This is a genomic window from Pseudomonas brassicacearum (assembly GCF_003732225.1).
Lineage (GTDB): Bacteria > Pseudomonadota > Gammaproteobacteria > Pseudomonadales > Pseudomonadaceae > Aquipseudomonas > Aquipseudomonas brassicacearum_E.
Genome location: NZ_MOBJ01000009.1, coordinates 166,785 through 185,760 on the forward strand (window position 1 = coordinate 166,785; position 18,976 = coordinate 185,760).

14 protein-coding genes and 5 tRNA genes are annotated in these 18,976 nt (G+C 59.6%); 12 read left to right on the plus strand and 7 right to left on the minus strand.

Going from position 1 to position 18,976, the window contains the following annotated elements; genetic code table 11:
• Nucleotides 1-34: 34 nt before the first annotated feature.
• Nucleotides 35-110 (minus strand) — tRNA-Asn (locus BK659_RS14335).
• A gap of 252 nt (nucleotides 111-362) precedes the next feature.
• Here BK659_RS14335 and BK659_RS14340 point away from each other — a divergent pair.
• Nucleotides 363-596, plus strand: a complete 234-nt coding sequence (locus tag BK659_RS14340; protein WP_019692692.1) for a hypothetical protein — start codon at nucleotides 363-365, stop codon at nucleotides 594-596.
• A 6-nt stretch (nucleotides 597-602) separates the two neighbouring features.
• Here the strand turns inward: BK659_RS14340 and BK659_RS14345 are convergent, their stop codons facing one another.
• Both BK659_RS14345 and BK659_RS14350 read right to left on the minus strand, forming a co-directional pair.
• The gene (locus BK659_RS14345; RefSeq protein WP_123425711.1) at nucleotides 603-806 is read right to left on the minus strand and encodes a hypothetical protein; all 204 of its coding nucleotides are present in this window, start codon (nucleotides 804-806) and stop codon (nucleotides 603-605) included.
• Nucleotides 807-1,038: 232 nt separating this feature from the next.
• A complete protein-coding gene (locus tag BK659_RS14350; protein ID WP_123425712.1) occupies nucleotides 1,039-2,235 on the minus strand; it encodes an amino acid aminotransferase in 1,197 nt (398 codons plus the stop codon).
• Between the two features lie 336 nt (nucleotides 2,236-2,571).
• Between BK659_RS14350 and uvrB the strand changes: the two genes are divergently transcribed.
• Nucleotides 2,572-4,587, plus strand: a complete 2,016-nt coding sequence (uvrB, locus tag BK659_RS14355) for an excinuclease ABC subunit UvrB (protein ID WP_123425713.1) — start codon at nucleotides 2,572-2,574, stop codon at nucleotides 4,585-4,587.
• Between the two features lie 121 nt (nucleotides 4,588-4,708).
• On the opposite strand, the gene BK659_RS14360 is transcribed toward uvrB, so the two are convergent.
• Nucleotides 4,709-6,259 (minus strand): MDR family MFS transporter, encoded by a 1,551-nt coding sequence (locus BK659_RS14360; RefSeq protein ID WP_123425714.1) that lies wholly within the window; start codon nucleotides 6,257-6,259, stop codon nucleotides 4,709-4,711.
• Nucleotides 6,249-7,295 carry an HlyD family secretion protein gene (locus BK659_RS14365; protein WP_123425715.1) on the minus strand — a complete coding sequence of 349 codons (1,047 nt, stop codon included), beginning with the start codon at nucleotides 7,293-7,295 and terminating at the stop codon, nucleotides 6,249-6,251. The genes BK659_RS14360 and BK659_RS14365 overlap by 11 nt, the downstream gene beginning before the upstream one ends.
• A 231-nt stretch (nucleotides 7,296-7,526) precedes the next feature.
• Here BK659_RS14365 and gltX point away from each other — a divergent pair, with 231 nt between their 5' ends.
• From gltX to BK659_RS14410, 9 genes are all read left to right on the plus strand, one after another.
• A complete protein-coding gene (gltX, locus tag BK659_RS14370; RefSeq protein ID WP_123425716.1) occupies nucleotides 7,527-9,008 on the plus strand; it encodes a glutamate--tRNA ligase in 1,482 nt (493 codons plus the stop codon).
• A 189-nt stretch (nucleotides 9,009-9,197) separates the two neighbouring features.
• Nucleotides 9,198-9,273, plus strand: a tRNA-Ala gene (locus BK659_RS14375).
• A 79-nt stretch (nucleotides 9,274-9,352) separates the two neighbouring features.
• Nucleotides 9,353-9,428, plus strand: a tRNA-Glu gene (locus tag BK659_RS14380).
• 53 nt (nucleotides 9,429-9,481) lie between these two features.
• A tRNA-Ala gene (locus BK659_RS14385) sits at nucleotides 9,482-9,557 on the plus strand.
• A 79-nt stretch (nucleotides 9,558-9,636) separates the two neighbouring features.
• Nucleotides 9,637-9,712, plus strand: a tRNA-Glu gene (locus BK659_RS14390).
• Between the two features lie 182 nt (nucleotides 9,713-9,894).
• A complete protein-coding gene (locus BK659_RS14395) occupies nucleotides 9,895-10,434 on the plus strand; it encodes a TetR/AcrR family transcriptional regulator (RefSeq protein ID WP_123425717.1) in 540 nt (179 codons plus the stop codon).
• A gap of 29 nt (nucleotides 10,435-10,463) precedes the next feature.
• Nucleotides 10,464-11,297 (plus strand): alpha/beta fold hydrolase, encoded by an 834-nt coding sequence (locus tag BK659_RS14400; protein ID WP_123425718.1) that lies wholly within the window; start codon nucleotides 10,464-10,466, stop codon nucleotides 11,295-11,297.
• 47 nt (nucleotides 11,298-11,344) lie between these two features.
• On the plus strand, nucleotides 11,345-11,773 hold the full coding sequence (locus BK659_RS14405; RefSeq protein WP_123425719.1) for an acyl-CoA thioesterase: 429 nt from the start codon (nucleotides 11,345-11,347) through the stop codon (nucleotides 11,771-11,773).
• A gap of 163 nt (nucleotides 11,774-11,936) precedes the next feature.
• Entirely contained in the window at nucleotides 11,937-12,896 is a 960-nt protein-coding gene (locus BK659_RS14410; RefSeq protein WP_123425720.1) for a tRNA dihydrouridine synthase, read from the plus strand.
• A gap of 257 nt (nucleotides 12,897-13,153) precedes the next feature.
• On the opposite strand, the gene BK659_RS14415 is transcribed toward BK659_RS14410, so the two are convergent.
• Together BK659_RS14415 and BK659_RS14420 are read right to left on the minus strand one after the other, a co-directional pair.
• Nucleotides 13,154-16,444: an EAL domain-containing protein gene (locus BK659_RS14415; protein ID WP_123425721.1), complete on the minus strand. Its 3,291-nt coding sequence runs from the start codon at nucleotides 16,442-16,444 to the stop codon at nucleotides 13,154-13,156.
• Between the two features lie 69 nt (nucleotides 16,445-16,513).
• The gene (locus tag BK659_RS14420; RefSeq protein ID WP_123425722.1) at nucleotides 16,514-17,404 is read right to left on the minus strand and encodes a LysR family transcriptional regulator; all 891 of its coding nucleotides are present in this window, start codon (nucleotides 17,402-17,404) and stop codon (nucleotides 16,514-16,516) included.
• Nucleotides 17,405-17,551: 147 nt separating this feature from the next.
• Here BK659_RS14420 and leuC point away from each other — a divergent pair, with 147 nt between their 5' ends.
• The gene (gene leuC, locus BK659_RS14425; protein WP_123425723.1) at nucleotides 17,552-18,970 is read left to right on the plus strand and encodes a 3-isopropylmalate dehydratase large subunit; all 1,419 of its coding nucleotides are present in this window, start codon (nucleotides 17,552-17,554) and stop codon (nucleotides 18,968-18,970) included.
• Nucleotides 18,971-18,976 lie beyond the last annotated feature (6 nt).

An 18,976-nucleotide genomic window follows, 5' to 3' on the forward strand; every position in this document is an offset into this window, starting at 1 on the left:
ATCTTTCGATTCAGGGGCTTTCGGTATTGCTGTATGGCTCCACGACCTGGACTCGAACCAGGGACCCAGTGATTAACAGTCACTTGCTCTACCAACTGAGCTATCGCGGAATGCGCTGTATGTTACTGATTAAAAAGGACAAGTCAAGCCTGGATTGCTCAAGTGGCACACTTTCCGTTGGGCGGTGATGATTTCGGGGCGAGAAGGGCGTTGTCAGCCATTGGCGGTTACCAGAATCGTGGCAGGGGTCTACCATGGCCCCCCGGAAGTGGTTTCACGCGCTACCGGCCCTCAGCCGAAAAGGTACGCGTCATGACTCACCAACCACTGTTCACTGCTTCCCTGCTGCGCGAGGTGTTCGTATGAGCATCGCTCAGATCAGCTTGCCCAAAGGCGTGGGCCCGCATGCCGAGAAGCTCTTCGATGCAATCACTCAGGCAAGCACCGCTGATGAGCTGAATCGCGCTGGTGGCAAGGCCGAAGGGTTTGTGCTGGGGCTGGAAAGCACCAAGGCGATCAAAAGTCAGGTCGCCGAATCGCTGTATGTGGCGTATGACGACGCCGCCAGTCAGCGTTCAACTGAGCTGGCGGGCTGATCGACCTTACCCGCCGAAGGTAAAGGTGCCGAGCATGAATTTGGCATACAGCGACGTGGCGGCCAGTTGCACCAGCCATAGGGCCAGGCCACCGAGAAACACGCCCAGGGCAACCTGCCAGACCAGCCCGCTGCTGCGTTTGGTCTGGTTGCGTGGCACGAAGTGGTCCAGGTCTTCATCGCGATCAGCGCGTAAATCATCGTTTTTCATGTCGGTTCTCTGAAGTATCGGAAATACGCAGTACGTGTGGGAGCGAGCTTGCTCGCGATAGCTTCATCCCAGGCAGCCTATTCATTGCGGCATCTGGCGCATCGCGAGCAAGCTCGCTCCCACATTTGGTATGTGTGCAGTCTAGAGTGCTCGTTCTCAGTGCTGATAATTATCTGTTCATCAACGAAAAGGGGAAGCCAAACGGCTTCCCCTTTTCTGTCGCGCGTGTGGCTTAGATCACCTGAGCGATGGCCTTGGTCACCACGTCGATGTTGCTCTGGTTCAGCGTGGCAACGCAGATGCGGCCGGTGTCCAGGGCGTAGATGCCGAACTCGTTGCGCAAACGGGTGACTTGCTCAACCGTCAGGCCGGAGTACGAGAACATGCCGCGTTGACGACCGACAAAGCTGAAGTCACGGTCAGGCGCGTTTTTTGCCAGCAGATCGACCATCTGCGTGCGCATGCCGCGAATGCGCAGACGCATTTCGGCCAGTTCCTGTTCCCACTGCGCGCGCAGCTCAGGGCTGTTGAGCACGGCGGCAACGATAGCTGCACCGTGGGTCGGCGGGTTAGAGTAGTTGGTGCGGATCACACGTTTGACTTGCGAGAGTACGCGAGCGCTTTCTTCTTTCGATTCGCTGACGATCGACAGCGCGCCAACACGTTCACCGTACAGCGAGAACGATTTGGAGAACGAGCTGGAAACGAAGAAGTTCAGGCCCGACTCGGCGAACAGGCGCACGGCAGCGGCGTCTTCGTCGATACCGTCGCCAAAGCCCTGGTAGGCCATGTCGAGGAACGGCACGTGGTTTTTCGCCTTGATCACGTCCAGCACGTTGTTCCAGTCCGCCGGGCTCAGGTCGACGCCGGTCGGGTTGTGGCAGCACGCGTGCAGCACAACGATCGAGCCAGTCGGCAGGGCGTTCAGGTCTTCCAGCATGCCGGCGCGGTTCACGTCGTGAGTCGCGGCGTCGTAGTAGCGGTAGTTCTCAACCGGGAATCCAGCGGTTTCGAACAGCGCGCGGTGGTTTTCCCAGCTAGGGTCGCTGATGGCGACGACGGCGTTCGGCAGCAGTTGCTTGAGGAAGTCAGCGCCGATTTTCAGAGCACCGGTACCGCCGACCGACTGAGTGGTAACAACCCGGCCAGCCGCAAGCAGTGGCGAGTCTTTACCGAACAGCAGCTTTTGCACTGCCTGGTCGTACGCGGCGATGCCGTCGATCGGCAGGTAGCCACGGGAAGCATGTTGAGCGGCGCGAATCGTCTCGGCTTCGATAACGGCTCGCAGGAGTGGAATTCGCCCCTCCTCGTTGCAGTAAACACCGACGCCCAGGTTGACCTTGTTGGTACGGGTGTCAGCGTTGAATGCTTCGTTGAGGCCCAGGATTGGATCGCGTGGTGCCATTTCGACAGCGGAGAAGAGGCTCATTATTGCGGCGGCTCTGAATGGAATGTGGAGGGAGGTGTGGCGCTCCAGCCGAATGCACTAGAGCGGTGCACAAACGGGGAGCTAGTATAGAGGCCAACACCGGGCGCGGCGACAGGCGTTTCCGCTTTTCGGGCAGGTTTTTTCGGATTATTTTTCGGCCGTTCGCCTTATTGTCACGTCAATGGCATAGGGGCATGTAGGACGTTTGCCTTGAAACTAGAGGTATTCGGCACCACATCAACGGTTATCATGATTTTTCCCGGCGGCATTCGTCGTGAGCGGTCTTCATCGTTCGTGCCCGGTCAGCTCGCGCAGGAATGAACCAAGAGGTACGTTATGTCTGAATTCCAGCTAGTGACCCGCTTCGAGCCCGCCGGCGATCAGCCGGAAGCCATCCGTTTGATGGTCGAGGGCATCGAGGCCGGGCTGGCGCACCAGACGTTGCTCGGTGTGACCGGTTCGGGCAAGACCTTCAGCATCGCCAACGTGATCGCCCAGGTGCAGCGGCCGACCCTGGTGCTGGCGCCGAACAAGACCCTGGCCGCGCAGTTATATGGCGAGTTCAAGGCGTTCTTCCCGAACAACGCGGTGGAGTACTTCGTTTCCTACTACGACTACTACCAGCCCGAAGCCTACGTGCCGTCGTCCGACACGTTCATTGAGAAAGACGCCTCGATCAACGATCACATCGAGCAGATGCGTCTGTCGGCGACCAAAGCCTTGCTGGAGCGCAAGGATGCGATCATCGTCACCACGGTGTCGTGCATCTACGGTCTGGGCAGCCCGGAAACCTATCTGAAAATGGTGCTGCACGTCGATCGTGGCGACAAGCTCGATCAGCGTGCCTTGCTGCGCCGTTTGGCCGACCTGCAATACACCCGCAATGACATGGATTTCGCCCGCGCGACCTTCCGCGTGCGTGGCGATGTGATTGATATCCACCCGGCGGAATCCGATTTCGAAGCGATCCGTATTGAGCTCTTCGATGATGAAGTGGAGAGGATCTCTGCCTTCGATCCGTTGACCGGCGAAGTGATTCGCCAGCTGCCGCGTTTCACCTTCTATCCGAAAAGCCACTATGTAACACCGCGAGAAACCCTGCTGGGAGCCATCGAAGGGATCAAGGTCGAGCTGCAGGAGCGCCTGGAATACCTGCGCTCCAACAACAAACTGGTGGAAGCCCAGCGTCTCGAACAACGCACCCGTTTTGACCTGGAAATGATTCTTGAGCTGGGCTACTGCAATGGCATTGAAAACTACTCGCGCTACCTGTCGGGCCGTGAATCTGGCGAGCCGCCGCCCACCTTGTTCGACTATCTGCCTGCCGATGCCTTGCTGGTAATCGATGAATCCCACGTCAGCGTGCCGCAGGTCGGCGCGATGTATAAGGGCGACCGTTCGCGTAAAGAGACATTGGTCGAATACGGTTTCCGGCTGCCCTCGGCACTGGACAACCGGCCGATGCGTTTTGACGAGTGGGAAAGCATCAGTCCGCAAACGATTTTCGTCTCGGCGACCCCGGGCAACTACGAGGCGGAACACGCCGGTCGAGTGATCGAGCAACTGGTGCGGCCGACCGGTCTGGTCGATCCGCAAATCGAGATTCGTCCGGCGCTGACTCAGGTCGACGACTTGCTTTCGGAAATCACCAAGCGGGTTGCGCTGGAGGAACGGGTGCTGGTCACTACGTTGACCAAGCGCATGTCCGAAGACTTGACCGACTACCTTGCCGACCACGGTGTGCGGGTGCGTTATCTGCACTCGGACATTGATACCGTGGAGCGGGTCGAGATTATCCGCGATTTGCGTCTGGGCACCTTCGATGTGTTGGTGGGGATCAACCTGCTGCGTGAAGGTCTGGACATGCCGGAAGTGTCGCTGGTGGCGATTCTCGATGCGGACAAGGAGGGCTTCCTGCGCTCCGAACGCTCGCTGATTCAGACCATCGGCCGCGCGGCGCGTAACCTCAACGGTCGGGCGATTCTGTATGCCGACCGGATCACCGGCTCTATGGAGCGGGCGATTGGCGAGACCGAGCGGCGTCGCGACAAACAGATCGCGTTCAACCTGGCCAACGGCATTACTCCAAAAGGGGTGTTCAAGGACGTCGCCGATATCATGGAAGGCGCCGTCGTGCCGGGCTCGCGCAGCAAGAAGCGCAAAGGGATGGCCAAGGCTGCCGAGGAAAGTGCCCGGTACGAAAACGAACTGCGCTCGCCGAGCGAAATCGCCAAGCGCATTCGTCAGCTGGAAGAGAAAATGTACCAGCTCGCCCGCGATCTGGAGTTCGAAGCCGCCGCGCAGACACGCGACGAAATCACCAAGATGCGCGAGCGGTTGTTGACCGTCTGAGATTTGTAGTGATTGTCAGGCCGCCATCGCGAGCAAGCTCGCTCCCACAGTTGATCGCGTTGTCCGGGCGTGCGCGGTCCAATGTGGGAGCGAGCTTGCTCGCGATAAGGGCGCTGCGGTCTTAATGCGCTTCTCCAGCCTTCAATCCAGGCGGCAACGCCTTGGTCAGTAAGATCGCCAGCATGCTCACCCCCAGCGCAATCCCGACAAAGTGAAACGCATCGTTGTAAGCCATGATCAAGGCTTGCTGATGGGCAATCTCGCTGAGTTTTCCCAGGGCTGCCATTTCACTGCCGAATCGATCGGTCATGCTCGCCATGCGCTCAGCCACCTGCGGGTTGCTCGGCACGATCGACTCACGCAAATAATCGAAGTAGGTCTTGGTTCGTGCATCCAGCAACGTGGCGAGCAGGGCGATACCAATCGCGCCGCCGAGGTTACGCAGAATATTGAACAGGCTCGAAGCGGAGCCTGCATCCTGCGGCAGGATGTAGGCGGTGGCGATCAGCGAAATGGTCACCATGATCAGCGGTTGACCCAGCGCCCGGACGAGCTGGATCTGATTGAACTGCGGTCCGGCGAAATCCGGGTTGAGCGCGCCCGAAAGAATGCTCGCCAAGCCAAACAGGCCAAACCCGAGCGTGCACAGCCACTTCGGCGAAACGAATTTCATCAGTTTCGGCACCAGCGGAATCAGGAACAGCTGCGGCACGCCCATCCACATGATCACTTCACCGATCTGCAAGGCGTTGTAGTTCTGGATCTGCGCCAGATACAGCGGCAGCAGATAAATCGAGCCGTACAACCCCACACCCATGCCCAGGCTGGAAATACTCGATAAGCCAAAGTTGCGGTTGCGCAGAATGCCGAGGTTGATCAGCGGATTGGGCTTGGACACTTGCACGATCACAAAGGTGATCAGGCTCAGCAGGGCGATGCACCCCAGCGTCACGATCAGGTTCGACTCCAGCCAGTCCTTGCGATGGCCTTCCTCAAGAAACACCTGCAAGCACCCCAGGCCAACCCCCAGCGTGAGAATGCCCATGTAGTCGGTGCTTTTGAGCAATTCCCAGTGGGCTTCTTTTTTCTCAAGGCCATACATGAGGCCGGCGATCATGATCAGCCCCGGCGGGATGTTGATGTAGAAGATGTACTTCCAGCCCCAGTTTTCCGTCAGCCAGCCGCCGAGGGTCGGACCGATGGAGGGTGCGAAGGTCGCGGTCATGGCGAACATCGCCATGCCTTTGGCGCGATGGTGTTCGGGCAGTTTGATCAGCGTCAGGGTGAACGCCAGCGGGATCAGCGCACCGCCAGTGAAACCCTGCAAGGCGCGGAACACGATCATGCTCTCCAGGCTCCAGGCCATCGAGCAGAGCAGGGAGGCGGCGAGAAACCCCAGTGAAACCCAGACCGCCAGCCGTCGTGCCGAAAGCAGCTGCACCAGCCACGCGGTGAGCGGGATCATGATGATTTCCGCCACCAGGTACGAGGTGGAAATCCACGAGCCTTCTTCCAGTGTCGCTGACAGCGCGCCTTGAATGTCCTTGAGCGAGGCGTTGGTGATCTGGATGTCAAGCACCGCCATGAAGGCGCCGAGCATCACGCTCATCACCGCAATCCAGTCCCGCCGGGTCGGTTCGCCGACCGGGCGGATCAGTTGATCACCGGCCATCGACAGGGTCTTTGATGTTTACTTTGACGGTGACCGACATGCCTGGGCGGATCTTGCCGTGCAGCGGATTGTCAGCAGCAAAAGTCAGTTTCACCGGAATCCGTTGTACGACTTTGGTGAAGTTGCCGGTGGCATTGTCCGGTGGCAGCAGGCTGAACTGCGCGCCCGAGGCGGCGAACAGGCTGTCGACCCGGGCTTCGATCGGCGTGTCGCTGTAGGCATCGAAGGTCAGCTCGGCTTTCTGGCCGGGCTGCATGTGGCCAATCTGGGTTTCCTTGAAGTTGGCTTGAATCCAGATGTCCTGATCCGGGACGATCGACAGCAGGTAAGCACCGGCCTGCACGTATTGGCCATTGCGGGCGGCACGCTGGCCGATCAGGCCGCTGATCGGTGCGTGAATCTCGCTGCGGGTCAGGTTCAACCGGGCCTGCGCCAGATCGGTTTTGGCGTTGGCGATTTGCGCATCGAGGCGCTTGATCTCGGCCGTCAAGGCGTTGACCTGCTGGCGCTGGCCTTGGGCATCAGCCTGGGCCTTGGCCACTTGCGAGCGGGCGATGTGGGTATCGGCGGAGAGGGTGGTCACCCGTTCTTCCGAGACATAACCCGGTTTACGCAGGGTTTGCGCGCGGGACAGATCGATTTGCGAGCGGCCGAGGGTGGCTTGGCTGGCAGCGACCTGAGCTTCGCTGGCGGCAATCAGGCTGGCTTGTTGGGTCAGTTTGCTCTGTGCTTGCAGGCGCTCGGCTTCGCGAGTGGCGAGGGTCGCGTTAGCGCGGTCGACGGCGAGATGAAAGTCATCGCCTTCAAGTCGGATCAGCAACTGGCCTTTTTCGACGTGCTGGTTGTCCTGCACCAGTACTTCTTCAATGCGCGCGCCCAACTGGCTGGAGACACGGGTGATTTCACCCTGGACATAAGCGTTGTCGGTGCTTTCATAAAACCGTCCCTTGAAGAACCATTGAGCAAAGAAGCCCCCGGCAATCAGCAGGACGATCAGCAGGAAAATAAACAGGCGACGCTTGAGTTGGGCAGGCATGGGCAGACTGTAGTCGAGAAAGTGTAAGGAGATTTATCAGTACTCGAATCTGTCATATAGCCGATAAGCGGTAAATGCCACTTATTGATAATCAGCCATTGAACGGTGCCGGAGCCTTTTGTAGCCCCGACGTTGGCTTAAATGCCCTGCTCACTGGAGCCGGGCGGGTAACGCCTGTTACCATTCGCCCTTTGTTTCATCTCCGCTTTTTATATTCTTTCGAGACATGCCATGACCACCGTCCGCACTCGCATCGCGCCATCGCCTACCGGCGATCCCCATGTCGGCACCGCTTACATCGCTTTGTTCAACTACTGCTTTGCCAAGCAGCATGGCGGTGAGTTCATCCTGCGGATTGAAGACACCGACCAATTGCGTTCGACCCGCGAGTCCGAACAGCAGATTTTCGATGCCTTGCGCTGGTTGGGCATCAACTGGAGCGAAGGCCCGGATGTGGGCGGCCCGCACGGTCCGTATCGCCAGAGCGAACGCGGCGACATCTACCAGAAGTACTGCCAGCAATTGGTCGATCTGGGCCACGCCTTCCCGTGCTTCTGCACGAGCGAAGAACTGGACCAGATGCGCGCCGAACAAATGGCTCGCGGCGAAACCCCGCGTTACGACGGCCGTGCGCTGTTGCTCTCCAAGGAAGAAGTCGCGCGCCGTCTGGCCGCTGGCGAGCCACACGTCATCCGTATGAAAGTGCCGACCGAAGGCGTCTGCGTGGTGCCGGACATGCTCCGTGGCGACGTCGAGATCCCGTGGGATCGCATGGACATGCAAGTCCTGATGAAGACCGACGGCCTGCCGACGTACTTCCTCGCCAACGTGGTCGACGACCACTTGATGGGCATCACCCACGTATTGCGCGGTGAAGAGTGGCTGCCATCGGCACCGAAGCTGATCCTGCTTTACGAGTACTTTGGCTGGGAGCAACCAGAGCTGTGCTACATGCCGCTGCTGCGTAACCCGGACAAGAGCAAGCTGTCCAAGCGCAAGAACCCGACCTCGGTAACGTTCTACGAGCGCATGGGCTTCATGCCGGAAGCGATGCTCAACTACCTGGGACGCATGGGCTGGTCGATGCCGGACGAGCGCGAGAAGTTCTCGCTGCAGGAAATGGTCGACAACTTTGACCTGAAGCGTGTTTCCCTCGGCGGGCCGATTTTCGACATCGAGAAGCTGTCGTGGCTCAACGGCCAATGGCTGCGTGATCTGCCGGTGGAAGAGTTCGCCAGCCGCGTGCAGACCTGGGCACTGAACCCCGAGTACATGATGAAGATCGCGCCACATGTGCAAGGTCGGGTTGAAACCTTCAGCCAGATCGCACCGTTGGCCGGGTTCTTCTTCGCCGGTGGCGTGACCCCGGATGCCAAGCTGTTCGAGTCCAAGAAGCTCTCGGGCGATCAGGTTCGCCAGTTGATGCAGTTGATCCTGTGGAAGCTCGAAAGCCTGCGTCAGTGGGAGAAGGACAGCATCACTGCGACCATTCAGGCCGTGGTCGAATCCCTGGAGTTGAAGCTGCGTGACGCCATGCCGCTGATGTTCGCCGCCATCACCGGTCAGGCCAGTTCGGTCTCGGTGCTGGATGCGATGGAAATCCTCGGCCCGGACCTGACGCGTTTCCGTCTGCGCCAGGCCATCGACTTGCTCGGTGGCGTGTCGAAGAAAGAAAACAAAGAGTGGGAAAAACTCCTGGGCGCTATCGCCTGAGGTGTTTGACCCCGCGTAGGAGCTGCCGAAGGCTGCGATCTTTTGATCTTGCTCTTCGGCGCCACCCCCATTTTTCGGGGGGAGGGCGGTAAGTGATTGTTATGGCGGCAAAAAACTTTGGAAATTGTTAAAAATAAGTTTGACAGCTTTCCGAAGCGCCATTAAGATTCGCCCCGTCCTCAGCGATGAGGGGCTATAGCTCAGCTGGGAGAGCGCTTGCATGGCATGCAAGAGGTCGACGGTTCGATCCCGTCTAGCTCCACCAATTTACACTTCAAGGCCTGGCCACACCGGTCTTGAAGCGATCAACACTCAGCGTTGATCAGTTGTATAGAAGGGTTTGCGTCCCCTTCGTCTAGTGGCCTAGGACACCGCCCTTTCACGGCGGTAACAGGGGTTCGAGTCCCCTAGGGGACGCCAGTTTTACAGAAGTGATGTTGCAAAACATCGCTCCGCCGCGAGGCGAAAAATCCGGGGCTATAGCTCAGCTGGGAGAGCGCTTGCATGGCATGCAAGAGGTCGACGGTTCGATCCCGTCTAGCTCCACCAATTTTACAGTTCAAGGTCTGGCCACACCGGCCTTGAATCGATCAGTACTCAGCACTGATCAGTGTATAGAAGGGTTTGTGTCCCCTTCGTCTAGTGGCCTAGGACACCGCCCTTTCACGGCGGTAACAGGGGTTCGAGTCCCCTAGGGGACGCCACGATTACCCGCTCTGCGGGATTTATAAGGGTCATTCAATTATTGAATGGCCCTTTTGTTTGTCTGGCGTTTGACCAATCCCCGCATTCTCCCAAAACTGTTCTTCTGACCAACGGTCACATCAACGACTTGCGTAAAATTATTATGAGAATAATATTTTAATCGTAATATTCGGAGGCAACGATGAACGACAAAAAAGCTCAAACCCGTGAACGCATTCTCCAGGCCGCCAGCTCCGCGCTGATTCAGCGCGGCCCGGCAGAGCCCAGCGTGGGTGAAGTGATGGGCGCTGCCGGCCTGACCGTCGGCGGCTTCTACGCACACTTCGAAAGCAAGGACGCGATGATGCTGGAGGCCTTCACGCAATTGCTCGGCCAGCGTCGGGCGATGATTGCCGACATGGACGCCGATCTGACTGGCGAGGAGCGCCGGGCGTTGGTCGCTGCGTTTTACCTGTCGCGCAAACACCGTGATTCCACCGAGCACGCCTGTCCGATTCCGGCGTCGGTAGGGGAGTTGGGGCGTCTGCCGGACGATTTTCGTCTGGCCTTGAATGAACACGTCGAGCTGATGGTCGCGCAATTGGCCGCCAGCCCGGAAGACATCGACAAAGCGCTGGCTGACCTGGCGCTGATGGTCGGTGGTTTGGCCCTGGCGCGGGCGCTGGGTGCCGGTGAGTTGTCCGATCGATTACTGCGTGCCGCCAAGTCGGCGGTGCTATGACCTGAAGCACAAGCCTTTGGAGATGAGCGATGAGCACGTTAAGTTGGATTCGTGGCGTTAATGGCACCTTGGGCTGGGTTGCACCACAGTTGGTGGCGAGCAAGATGCGTTCGGCGTTCATGACGCCGCGCGAGCTGCCACCGCGTGATTGGGAAATGCCGCTGCTGGCGAACTCCGAGCGGATTACCTTGCGCTTCGGTCTTTCAGCGTTGCGCTGGGGGCAGGGCCCGACGGTGCTGTTGATGCACGGCTGGGAAGGTCGGCCGACGCAATTCGCCAGCTTGATCACGGCGCTGGTGGATGCCGGCTACACCGTGGTCGCGCTGGATGGTCCGGCGCACGGTCGTTCTCCTGGTCGCGAGGCCAACGTCGTGCTGTTTGCGCGTGCCATGCTCGAAGCGGCGGCGGAGCTGCCACCCTTGCAAGCGGTCATCGGTCACTCCATGGGCGGCGCCAGTGCGATGCTTGCCGTTCAATTGGGGCTGCGCACTGAAACCCTGGTCAGCATCGCCGCCCCGGCGCGGATTCTCGCTGTGCTGCGCGGCTTTGCCCGTCACGTCCGCATGCCGCCCAAGGCGCGCTCGGCGTTTATCCGCAAGGTCGAGCAGGATGTGGGCATCCAGGCGTCACGGCTCGATGTCGCGCATTACCAACTGGATATGCCAGGGCTGATCGTGCATGCCGAGGACGACTGCTTTGTCTCGGTCAAGGAGTCGCAGCTGATTCACGACGCCTGGTTCGACAGCCGCCTGTTGCGCCTGGCAGAGGGTGGTCATCAGCGAGTGCTGGCGGATCCGCGACTGATCGAAGGCGTGCTGTCGCTGCTGTCCGGTCGTAGCTTGCAGGCGCGCCAATCTGCCTGATCATCCGTTACACTGCCCCGGTCGAATAATCTGACCGGGAGTGGGGCATGGGCTGGGATCGGGCAACGCCGTTTATCATTGATCTGCAGGTGGCCGCCGAGGACATCGATGGTCTGGGGCACGCCAATAACGCGGTGTACGTCACCTGGCTTGAGCGTTGCGCGTGGCGCCATTCGCAGCGTCTCGGGCTGGACCTGACCGAATATCGGCGGCTGGACCGGGCGATGGCCGTGGTGCGTCACGAAATCGATTACCTGGCCGCCGCCTATGAGGACGATGAGTTGCAGTTGGCGACCTGGATCGTCGACTGGGATCAGCGCCTGAAGATGACCCGGCATTTCCAGCTGAAACGCCCGAGCGACAACGCCACGCTGCTGCGGGCGCAAACCACGTTTGTCTGCATCGAGCTGTCCAGCGGCAAGCCCAAGCGCATGCCGGCGGAATTCATCGAAGGCTACGGCCCGGCATTAGCTTAATGTGGGAGCGAGCTTGCTCGCGATGAACGATAACGCGGTGTACTTGATAAACCGCGCCGCCTGAATCGCGAGCAAGCTCGCTCCCACACTCGATCAGCGATGTTCTGCAGATTCCTTGTGTAAATCCAGTAAACTGCCGCACGTTTTTCGTTGAGTGTTTTCCATGCAAATTGCTTTGGCGCCCATGGAGGGGTTGGTCGACAACATCCTGCGGGACGTGTTGACCCGTGTCGGCGGTATTGATTGGTGCGTGACCGAGTTCATTCGGATCAACGATCAGCTGCTGACGCCCGCCTATTTCCACAAGTTCGGCCCTGAACTGCTGAACGGCGCCAAGACCGCTGCCGGCGTGCCGTTGCGCGTGCAGCTGTTGGGTTCCGACCCGGTGTGCCTGGCGGAAAACGCGGCGCTGGCCTGTGAGCTGGGCTCGGAGGTGATCGATCTGAATTTCGGGTGCCCGGCCAAGACCGTGAACAAATCACGCGGCGGTGCGGTGCTGCTCAAAGAGCCGGAGCTGCTCAACGAAATCGTCGAACACGTGCGTCGCGCAGTGCCAGCGCACATTCCGGTGACCGCCAAAATGCGTCTGGGCTTCGACAGCCCCGACGGCGCGTTGGTGTGCGCCACCGCGTTGGCCGAAGGCGGTGCCGCGCACATCGTCGTGCATGCACGCACCAAGACCGACGGCTACAAGCCGCCGGCGCATTGGGAGTGGATCCCGCGGGTGCAGGAAGTGGTCAAGGTTCCGGTGTTTGCCAATGGCGATATCTGGAGCGTTGAAGACTGGCGCCGTTGCCGCGAAATCAGTGGCGTGGAAGACATCATGCTCGGTCGCGGTCTGGTCTCGCGCCCTGACCTGGCGCGACAAATCGCTGCCGCACGGGCGGGTGAGGAAGTGGTCGAGATGACCTGGGCTGAGTTGCTGCCCCTGCTTCAGGACTTCTGGCTGCAAGCCAAGGCACAGATGACACCACGCCAGTCGCCGGGTCGCTTGAAGCAGTGGCTGGCGATGCTGACCCGCAATTATCCCGAAGCGGTGGAGCTGTTCACGGTCCTGCGTCGTGAAACCGAACTGAATCAGGTGTCGCGTTTGCTGGGTGTTCAGGTCACTGAAGCGGCCTGAAAATGAACAAGGACGCCACTGGCTAATGCCAGTCAGTTAAGCCAGTACGCAATCCGTAGCAGCTGCCGAAGGCTGCGTTCGGGTGCGTAGCACCCGTAAATCCTGCTTGCACGATTAACCTGAAAGACCGCGTGGCGTGATTTTACGACCGCTTCGCGGCCGGACGCAGGCTTCGCCAGCTGCTACGGGTCATGCGTTGCGCCCGGAATCTCTTAACTGACTGACATTAGCGCCACTGGCGCCCTTTTTTGTACCCGTCATTTCAGCAGTTTGAGGAAAGCCTCCAGCGGCAGTGGCTGACTGTGCAGGTAGCCTTGATACAAATGGCAGCCCAGGCCCTGCAAGAACTCAAGCTGTTCGGGGGTTTCGACGCCTTCGGCAATCACTGTCAATTCAAGGCTGCGGGCCATGGCGACAATGGCGCGGATGATTTCCGCGTCGTTCGGATCGCTGGTCGCATCGCGGATAAAGGACTGGTCGATCTTCAGCGTGTCCACCGGCAGGCGCTTGAGGTAAGTCAGCGAGGAATAGCCGGTGCCAAAATCGTCCATGGCGAAGCTGACACCAAGTTTCTTCAGGCGGCGCATCTTGCTGATGGTGTCGTCGAGGTTCTGGATCACGATGCCTTCGGTGATCTCCAGCTTGAGCAGCGAATACGGTAACCCGTGGTTGTTCAGGCTGTGTTCAATCCGCTCGACGAAGTCGTTCTGGCGGAATTGCCGTGGGCTGATGTTCACGCAGAGACTGAAGTTCTGCGGGTCGATCAGGCCTCTATCGATCAGTTGCCTGAAGGCCTGGCAGGCTTCATCGAGGACCCAGGTGCCGACTTCCAGAATCAGTCCGCTGTCCTCCAGCACCTTGATGAATTCGCTGGGCGATTGCGCGCCCAGCTGCGGGTGATGCCAGCGTAGCAGGGCTTCGGCGCCAATGATGCGATCGTCTTGCGCGTCCACCTGAGACTGGTACTGCACGTTGAATTCGCCTCGCGAAAGGGCCAGACGCAGATCGGTTTCCATCCGCAGGCGTTCGCTGGCAGCCTTTTGCATAGTGTTGTGGAACATCTGCGTGGTATTGCGCCCCGAGTCCTTGGCCCGGTATAGCGCGATGTCGGCGCGCTTGAGCAGGTCGGTCGGGGTTGAGCCGTGATCGGGAATCAAGGCTATGCCGATGCTTGGTGTGACTTGCAGGCGTTGACCGTCGAGGAACATCGGCTCGGACAGCAGCTCGCGCAAGGTGTCGGCCAGCTCGCGAACCTGTTCGCTGACCTCGCTGCGCGTACCTTCCAGACCGCTCAACAGCACCACGAACTCATCGCCACCCAGCCGCGCCACGGTGTCTTCCATGCGCACGCTGGCTTCGAGTCGTGCGGTGATGATTTTCAGCACCGTGTCGCCCACCGGGTGACCCAGCGAGTCGTTGATGTGCTTGAAGTGGTCGAGATCGAGGAACAGCAGGGCGCCGCGCAGGTTGTGGCGTTTAAGCAGGGCGATCTGCTGGCTCAGGCGATCCATCAGCAGGGCGCGGTTGGGCAGGTTGGTCAGCGGGTCGTGGTAGGCCAGGTGACGGATCTGCGCTTCGGCGTTTCTCAGCAGGCTGACGTCCCGGGCGGTCAGCAGCAGGCAGGCGGTTTCGTTCAGGGTGATGGGCTCGATCGACACCTCGACGGTGAGAATCTCGCCGCGCTTGTTACGTCCAAGCATTTCCTGGTGATGCACCCGGCCTTTGATCTTCAATTCGGCCAGCAGCGCCGAGCGTTGTTTTTCTTCGGCCCAGATACCGACCTGATACACGGTTTTGCCAATCACCTCATCGGCACGGTAGCCGGTCAAACGGCAGAAACCGTCGTTGACCTCCAGGTAACGTCCGCTGTCGCGCTCGGTGATGGTGATGGCGTCGGGGCTGGAGTGAAACGCCTTGGCGAATTTTTCTTCGCTGGCCTTGAGCGCTGCCTCGGAACGTTGCTGCTGGGTGATGTCGCGCAGGGTGGTAACGATGCATGGCTCGTTGCCGACGCTGATCTGGCGGCTGGAAATCACGCAGGTCAAGGATTGCCCGTCCTTGTGGTGAACGATGATTGCGACGTTGTTCAGCGCTTGTTCGCGAATCACCTGTTCGATGCGCTGCTGACGCTTCACCGAAGCGTCCCAGAGGCCAATCTCGTCGGCACTGCGGTCGATGACGTCGCTGGCACTCCAGCCGAAGGTCTGAGTGAAGGCGGAGTTGATCTCGATGAACTGGCCGGTGTCCTGACGCGTCACGCAGATCGGGTCCGGGCTGACCTGGAACAGGCTGGCGAATTTTTCTTCGGAGGTGATCAGGCGTTGCTCGCGCTCCACCTGGTCGGTGATGTCGAGCAGGGTGCCGGCCATGCGCAGTGGCGCGCCGGACTGATCGCGATAGAGCCGTGCACGGCTTTCCAGGTAGCGCGAACTGCCGTCGGGCAATTGCACACGGTAGGTCAGCTGATAATTGCCGGCCGGGCCTTCGCGCAAGCTGCGGTAGGCGTCGCGCATGCTGCCGCGCTCATCGTCGGGCACACCTTCGAAAAACGCATCGAAAGGTTCGTGAAAGGGCACCGGGTCAAGGCCATGCAACTGCGCGGCGCGGGCCGAGCCATAGAGCATGCCGCTGGGAATGTGCCAGTCCCAGGTGCCGAGTTGCGCCGAATCCAGGGCCAGGTCCAGGCGCTCTTGACTGTCCTTGAGCGCTTGCTCGGCGAGTTTGCGTTCGCTGGTGTCCAGGAACGTGCTGAGCAGGTAGGCCTGCCCCTCGAGTTCAACCTTTTGCGCGCTGAGAATGCCGTCGTGGATCTGGCCATTGCTGGCGCGAAACTGCACCTCCATGCTGACCAGTTCGCCCTTGGCCTTGGTTGCCTTGACCAGTTTGGCGCGTTGTTCCGGGTGCACCCAAAGGCCCAGTTCCAGCGTCGTGCGGCCGATCACGCTGTGCACGGGCCAGCCGAACAGGCTTTCGAAGTATTGATTGGCTTCGCTGATCAGGCCGTCTTCCTGGCGGGTCAGCAGTACCATGTTCGGGCATAGGTGAAATAGTGTTGCGAAACGTTTCTCCGAGCTGCTCAGGGCCTGTTCGCGCTGGCGTTGATGGGTGATCTCGCGGATCACCCCGATCATTCGTGGCCGACCTTGTTTGTCCGGTATCAGGCTGCCGTTGATCTCCAGCCAGTGCAGACTGCCGTCGGGCCAGCGGATTCGGTGATGCATCGCCTGTTCCAGCGGCGCGCCGGCCACCACGGCGTGAAAGGCCCGCAGCGCTTTCGCGCGATCCTCGACCGGCAACAAATCCAGGTATTCCAGATCGGCCGGCAGCGGCTGCCTTGGGTCAAACCCGAACAGGGCTTGAGTCCCCCGTGACCAACTGATCAGCCCGCGTTCAATATCCCAGTACCAGGCGCCCAGGCGTGCGCCGTTCAGAGCGGCGAGCAATTGTGGTGCGCTTTCCCAGCTCTGCTCCGAGGTACGCGGGTCGAGCGCCTTAATGCGCGGCATTGGGGGCGTGCGTGAGCGAGTGCGGTCAGCAGATTTGGGCATTGGCAACAGGCCTTGGGCTGAATTGGGTGTTTGGCGCAGGGATTTTCAACCTTAAAGGATTAGCACAAGTTAGCCGTGAGTCCCTGGCAAATCGATTTGTGCGTCCAGCAAGGCCATGAAAGCCCGTGCAGCATTCGACAGCGTCCGTTCGGTGTGCACGATATAGCCTAGCTGGCGAGTGAGCTGTATGCCCGGTAAAGGAATGCGCGCCACCTGATCATCGAGCATGGTGCGCGGCAATACGCTCCAGGCCAGACCGATGGAAACCATCATCTTTATAGTTTCCAGATAGTTAGTGCTCATCGCGATGTTTGGCGTCAGCCCCTGGGCTTCGAAAAGTCGTTGCACGATATGGTGGGTAAAGGTGTTGCCGCCGGGAAAAACCGCCGGATGGCGGGCAATATCGGCCAGGCTGACCGCGCCGTTGCTGATCAGCGAGTGTTCCGGAGCCGCCACGAAGTCCAGCGGGTCGTCCCATACTGGCGTGGCCTTCACCAGTGTGTGGGGTTCGGGTGCCAGGGTGATGACCGCCAGTTCGGCGCGACCGTGAAGAATTTCCTCGTAGGCGACTTCCGAATCGAGGAACTGAATATCCAGCGCGACCTCGGGATAGCGTCGGGTGAACGCCCGCAGCAAGGGCGGCAGGCGGTGCAGGCCGATGTGATGACTGGTCGCCAGCGTCAGACGGCCGCTCACTTCGCCGGTCAGGTTGGTCAGCGCCCGGCGCGTGTCATCCAGCACGTTAAGAATCTGATAGGCCCGCGGCAGCAGGGCGCGTCCGGCCTCGGTCAGGCCGACTTCCCGACCCAGTCGATCAAACAGCCGCACCTTGAGCTGCTGCTCCAGCCCGGCGATGCGTTTGCTGATGGCTGGCTGGGTCAGGTGCAGCCGTTCGCCCGCGCCGGAGAAGCTGCCGGTCTCGGCGATGGCGATAAAAGCATTGAGGTTGGCCAGGTCCATGGTCGTATTCCAGTTGGTTATCCAAAGCATAAAAAATATGAATTTGAGTTATTTAATGTAACCCCATAGGATCGACCTCACAAGCCAAGGGGTTATTGAAGCGTCCTTAACCCAGGGCATAGAAACAAGCTGATGAGGAAACGTCTGATGGCCGGCAAAACGCTCTACGACAAGCTCTGGGATTCGCATTTGGTCAAACAGCGCGACGATGGTTCGGCGCTGATCTACATCGATCGTCACATCATTCACGAGGTGACCTCGCCGCAAGCCTTCGAAGGACTGCGTCTGGCCGGGCGCAAGCCGTGGCGCATCGATGCCAACATCGCAACCCCGGACCACAACGTACCGACGACTCCTGAGCGCAAGGGCGGCATTGCTGCCATCGCTGACGAAGTCTCGCGTTTGCAGGTTCAGACCCTCGATGACAACTGTGACGAATATGGCATCGTCGAATTCAAGATGAATGACGTGCGTCAAGGCATCGTCCACGTCATCGGCCCGGAGCAGGGCGCAACCTTGCCGGGCATGACCGTGGTCTGCGGTGACTCCCACACCTCGACCCACGGCGCTTTCGGCGCGTTGGCTCACGGTATCGGCACTTCCGAGGTCGAGCACGTGCTTGCCACTCAGTGCCTGGTCGCCAAGAAAATGAAGAACATGCTGGTTTCCGTCGAAGGCACCTTGCCGTTCGGCGTGACTGCCAAAGACATCGTTCTGGCTGTCATCGGCAAGATCGGCACCGCCGGCGGTAACGGCCACGCGATCGAATTTGCCGGTAGCGCGATTCGTGAGTTGTCGGTCGAAGGCCGCATGACCATCTGCAACATGTCCATCGAAGCCGGTGCGCGAGTTGGTCTGGTTGCCGCTGACGAAAAGACTGTTGCCTACGTCAAGGGTCGTCCGTTCGCACCGAAAGGCGCGGAGTGGGACTTGGCTGTCGAAGCCTGGAAAGACCTGGTGTCCGATGCGGATGCCAAGTTCGACACCATCGTTGAACTCGATGCTGCGCAGATCAAACCGCAAGTCAGCTGGGGTACTTCCCCGGAAATGGTCCTCGCGGTCGATCAGAACGTGCCGGATCCGGCTAAAGAAATGGACCTGGTCAAACGCGATTCCATCGTCCGTGCCTTGAAATACATGGGGTTGACTGCCAATCAGGCGATCACCGACATTCAGCTGGACCGCGTGTTCATTGGCTCCTGCACCAACTCGCGAATCGAAGATTTGCGCGCTGCGGCAGTGATCGCCAAGGGCCGTAAAGTGGCTTCGACTATCAAGCAAGCCATTGTGGTGCCGGGTTCGGGTCTGGTGAAGGCGCAAGCCGAAGCTGAAGGGCTGGACAAGATTTTCCTCGAGGCCGGTTTCGAATGGCGCGAGCCAGGCTGCTCGATGTGCCTGGCGATGAACCCGGACCGTTTGGAGTCTGGTGAACATTGCGCATCGACCTCCAACCGTAACTTCGAAGGTCGTCAGGGCGCCGGTGGCCGTACGCATCTGGTGAGCCCGGCGATGGCCGCCGCCGCCGCTGTCAACGGTCGTTTCGTCGACGTCCGTGAATTGATCTAAAGGAGC

Bases quoted from the DNA above. Each gene is read 5' to 3' on its own strand.
- BK659_RS14415 (WP_123425721.1), bottom strand. From the start codon at position 16,444: ATGCCCAAATCTGCTGACCGCACTCGCTCACGCACGCCCCCAATGCCG.
- BK659_RS14340 (WP_019692692.1), top strand. From the start codon at position 363: ATGAGCATCGCTCAGATCAGCTTGCCCAAAGGCGTGGGCCCGCATGCC.
- BK659_RS14395 (WP_123425717.1), top strand. From the start codon at position 9,895: ATGAACGACAAAAAAGCTCAAACCCGTGAACGCATTCTCCAGGCCGCC.
- BK659_RS14420 (WP_123425722.1), bottom strand. From the start codon at position 17,404: ATGGACCTGGCCAACCTCAATGCTTTTATCGCCATCGCCGAGACCGGC.
- gltX (WP_123425716.1), top strand. From the start codon at position 7,527: ATGACCACCGTCCGCACTCGCATCGCGCCATCGCCTACCGGCGATCCC.
- BK659_RS14405 (WP_123425719.1), top strand. From the start codon at position 11,345: ATGGGCTGGGATCGGGCAACGCCGTTTATCATTGATCTGCAGGTGGCC.
- BK659_RS14360 (WP_123425714.1), bottom strand. From the start codon at position 6,259: ATGGCCGGTGATCAACTGATCCGCCCGGTCGGCGAACCGACCCGGCGG.
- BK659_RS14410 (WP_123425720.1), top strand. From the start codon at position 11,937: ATGCAAATTGCTTTGGCGCCCATGGAGGGGTTGGTCGACAACATCCTG.
- BK659_RS14345 (WP_123425711.1), bottom strand. From the start codon at position 806: ATGAAAAACGATGATTTACGCGCTGATCGCGATGAAGACCTGGACCAC.
- uvrB (WP_123425713.1), top strand. From the start codon at position 2,572: ATGTCTGAATTCCAGCTAGTGACCCGCTTCGAGCCCGCCGGCGATCAG.
- leuC (WP_123425723.1), top strand. From the start codon at position 17,552: ATGGCCGGCAAAACGCTCTACGACAAGCTCTGGGATTCGCATTTGGTC.
- BK659_RS14400 (WP_123425718.1), top strand. From the start codon at position 10,464: ATGAGCACGTTAAGTTGGATTCGTGGCGTTAATGGCACCTTGGGCTGG.
- BK659_RS14350 (WP_123425712.1), bottom strand. From the start codon at position 2,235: ATGAGCCTCTTCTCCGCTGTCGAAATGGCACCACGCGATCCAATCCTG.
- BK659_RS14365 (WP_123425715.1), bottom strand. From the start codon at position 7,295: ATGCCTGCCCAACTCAAGCGTCGCCTGTTTATTTTCCTGCTGATCGTC.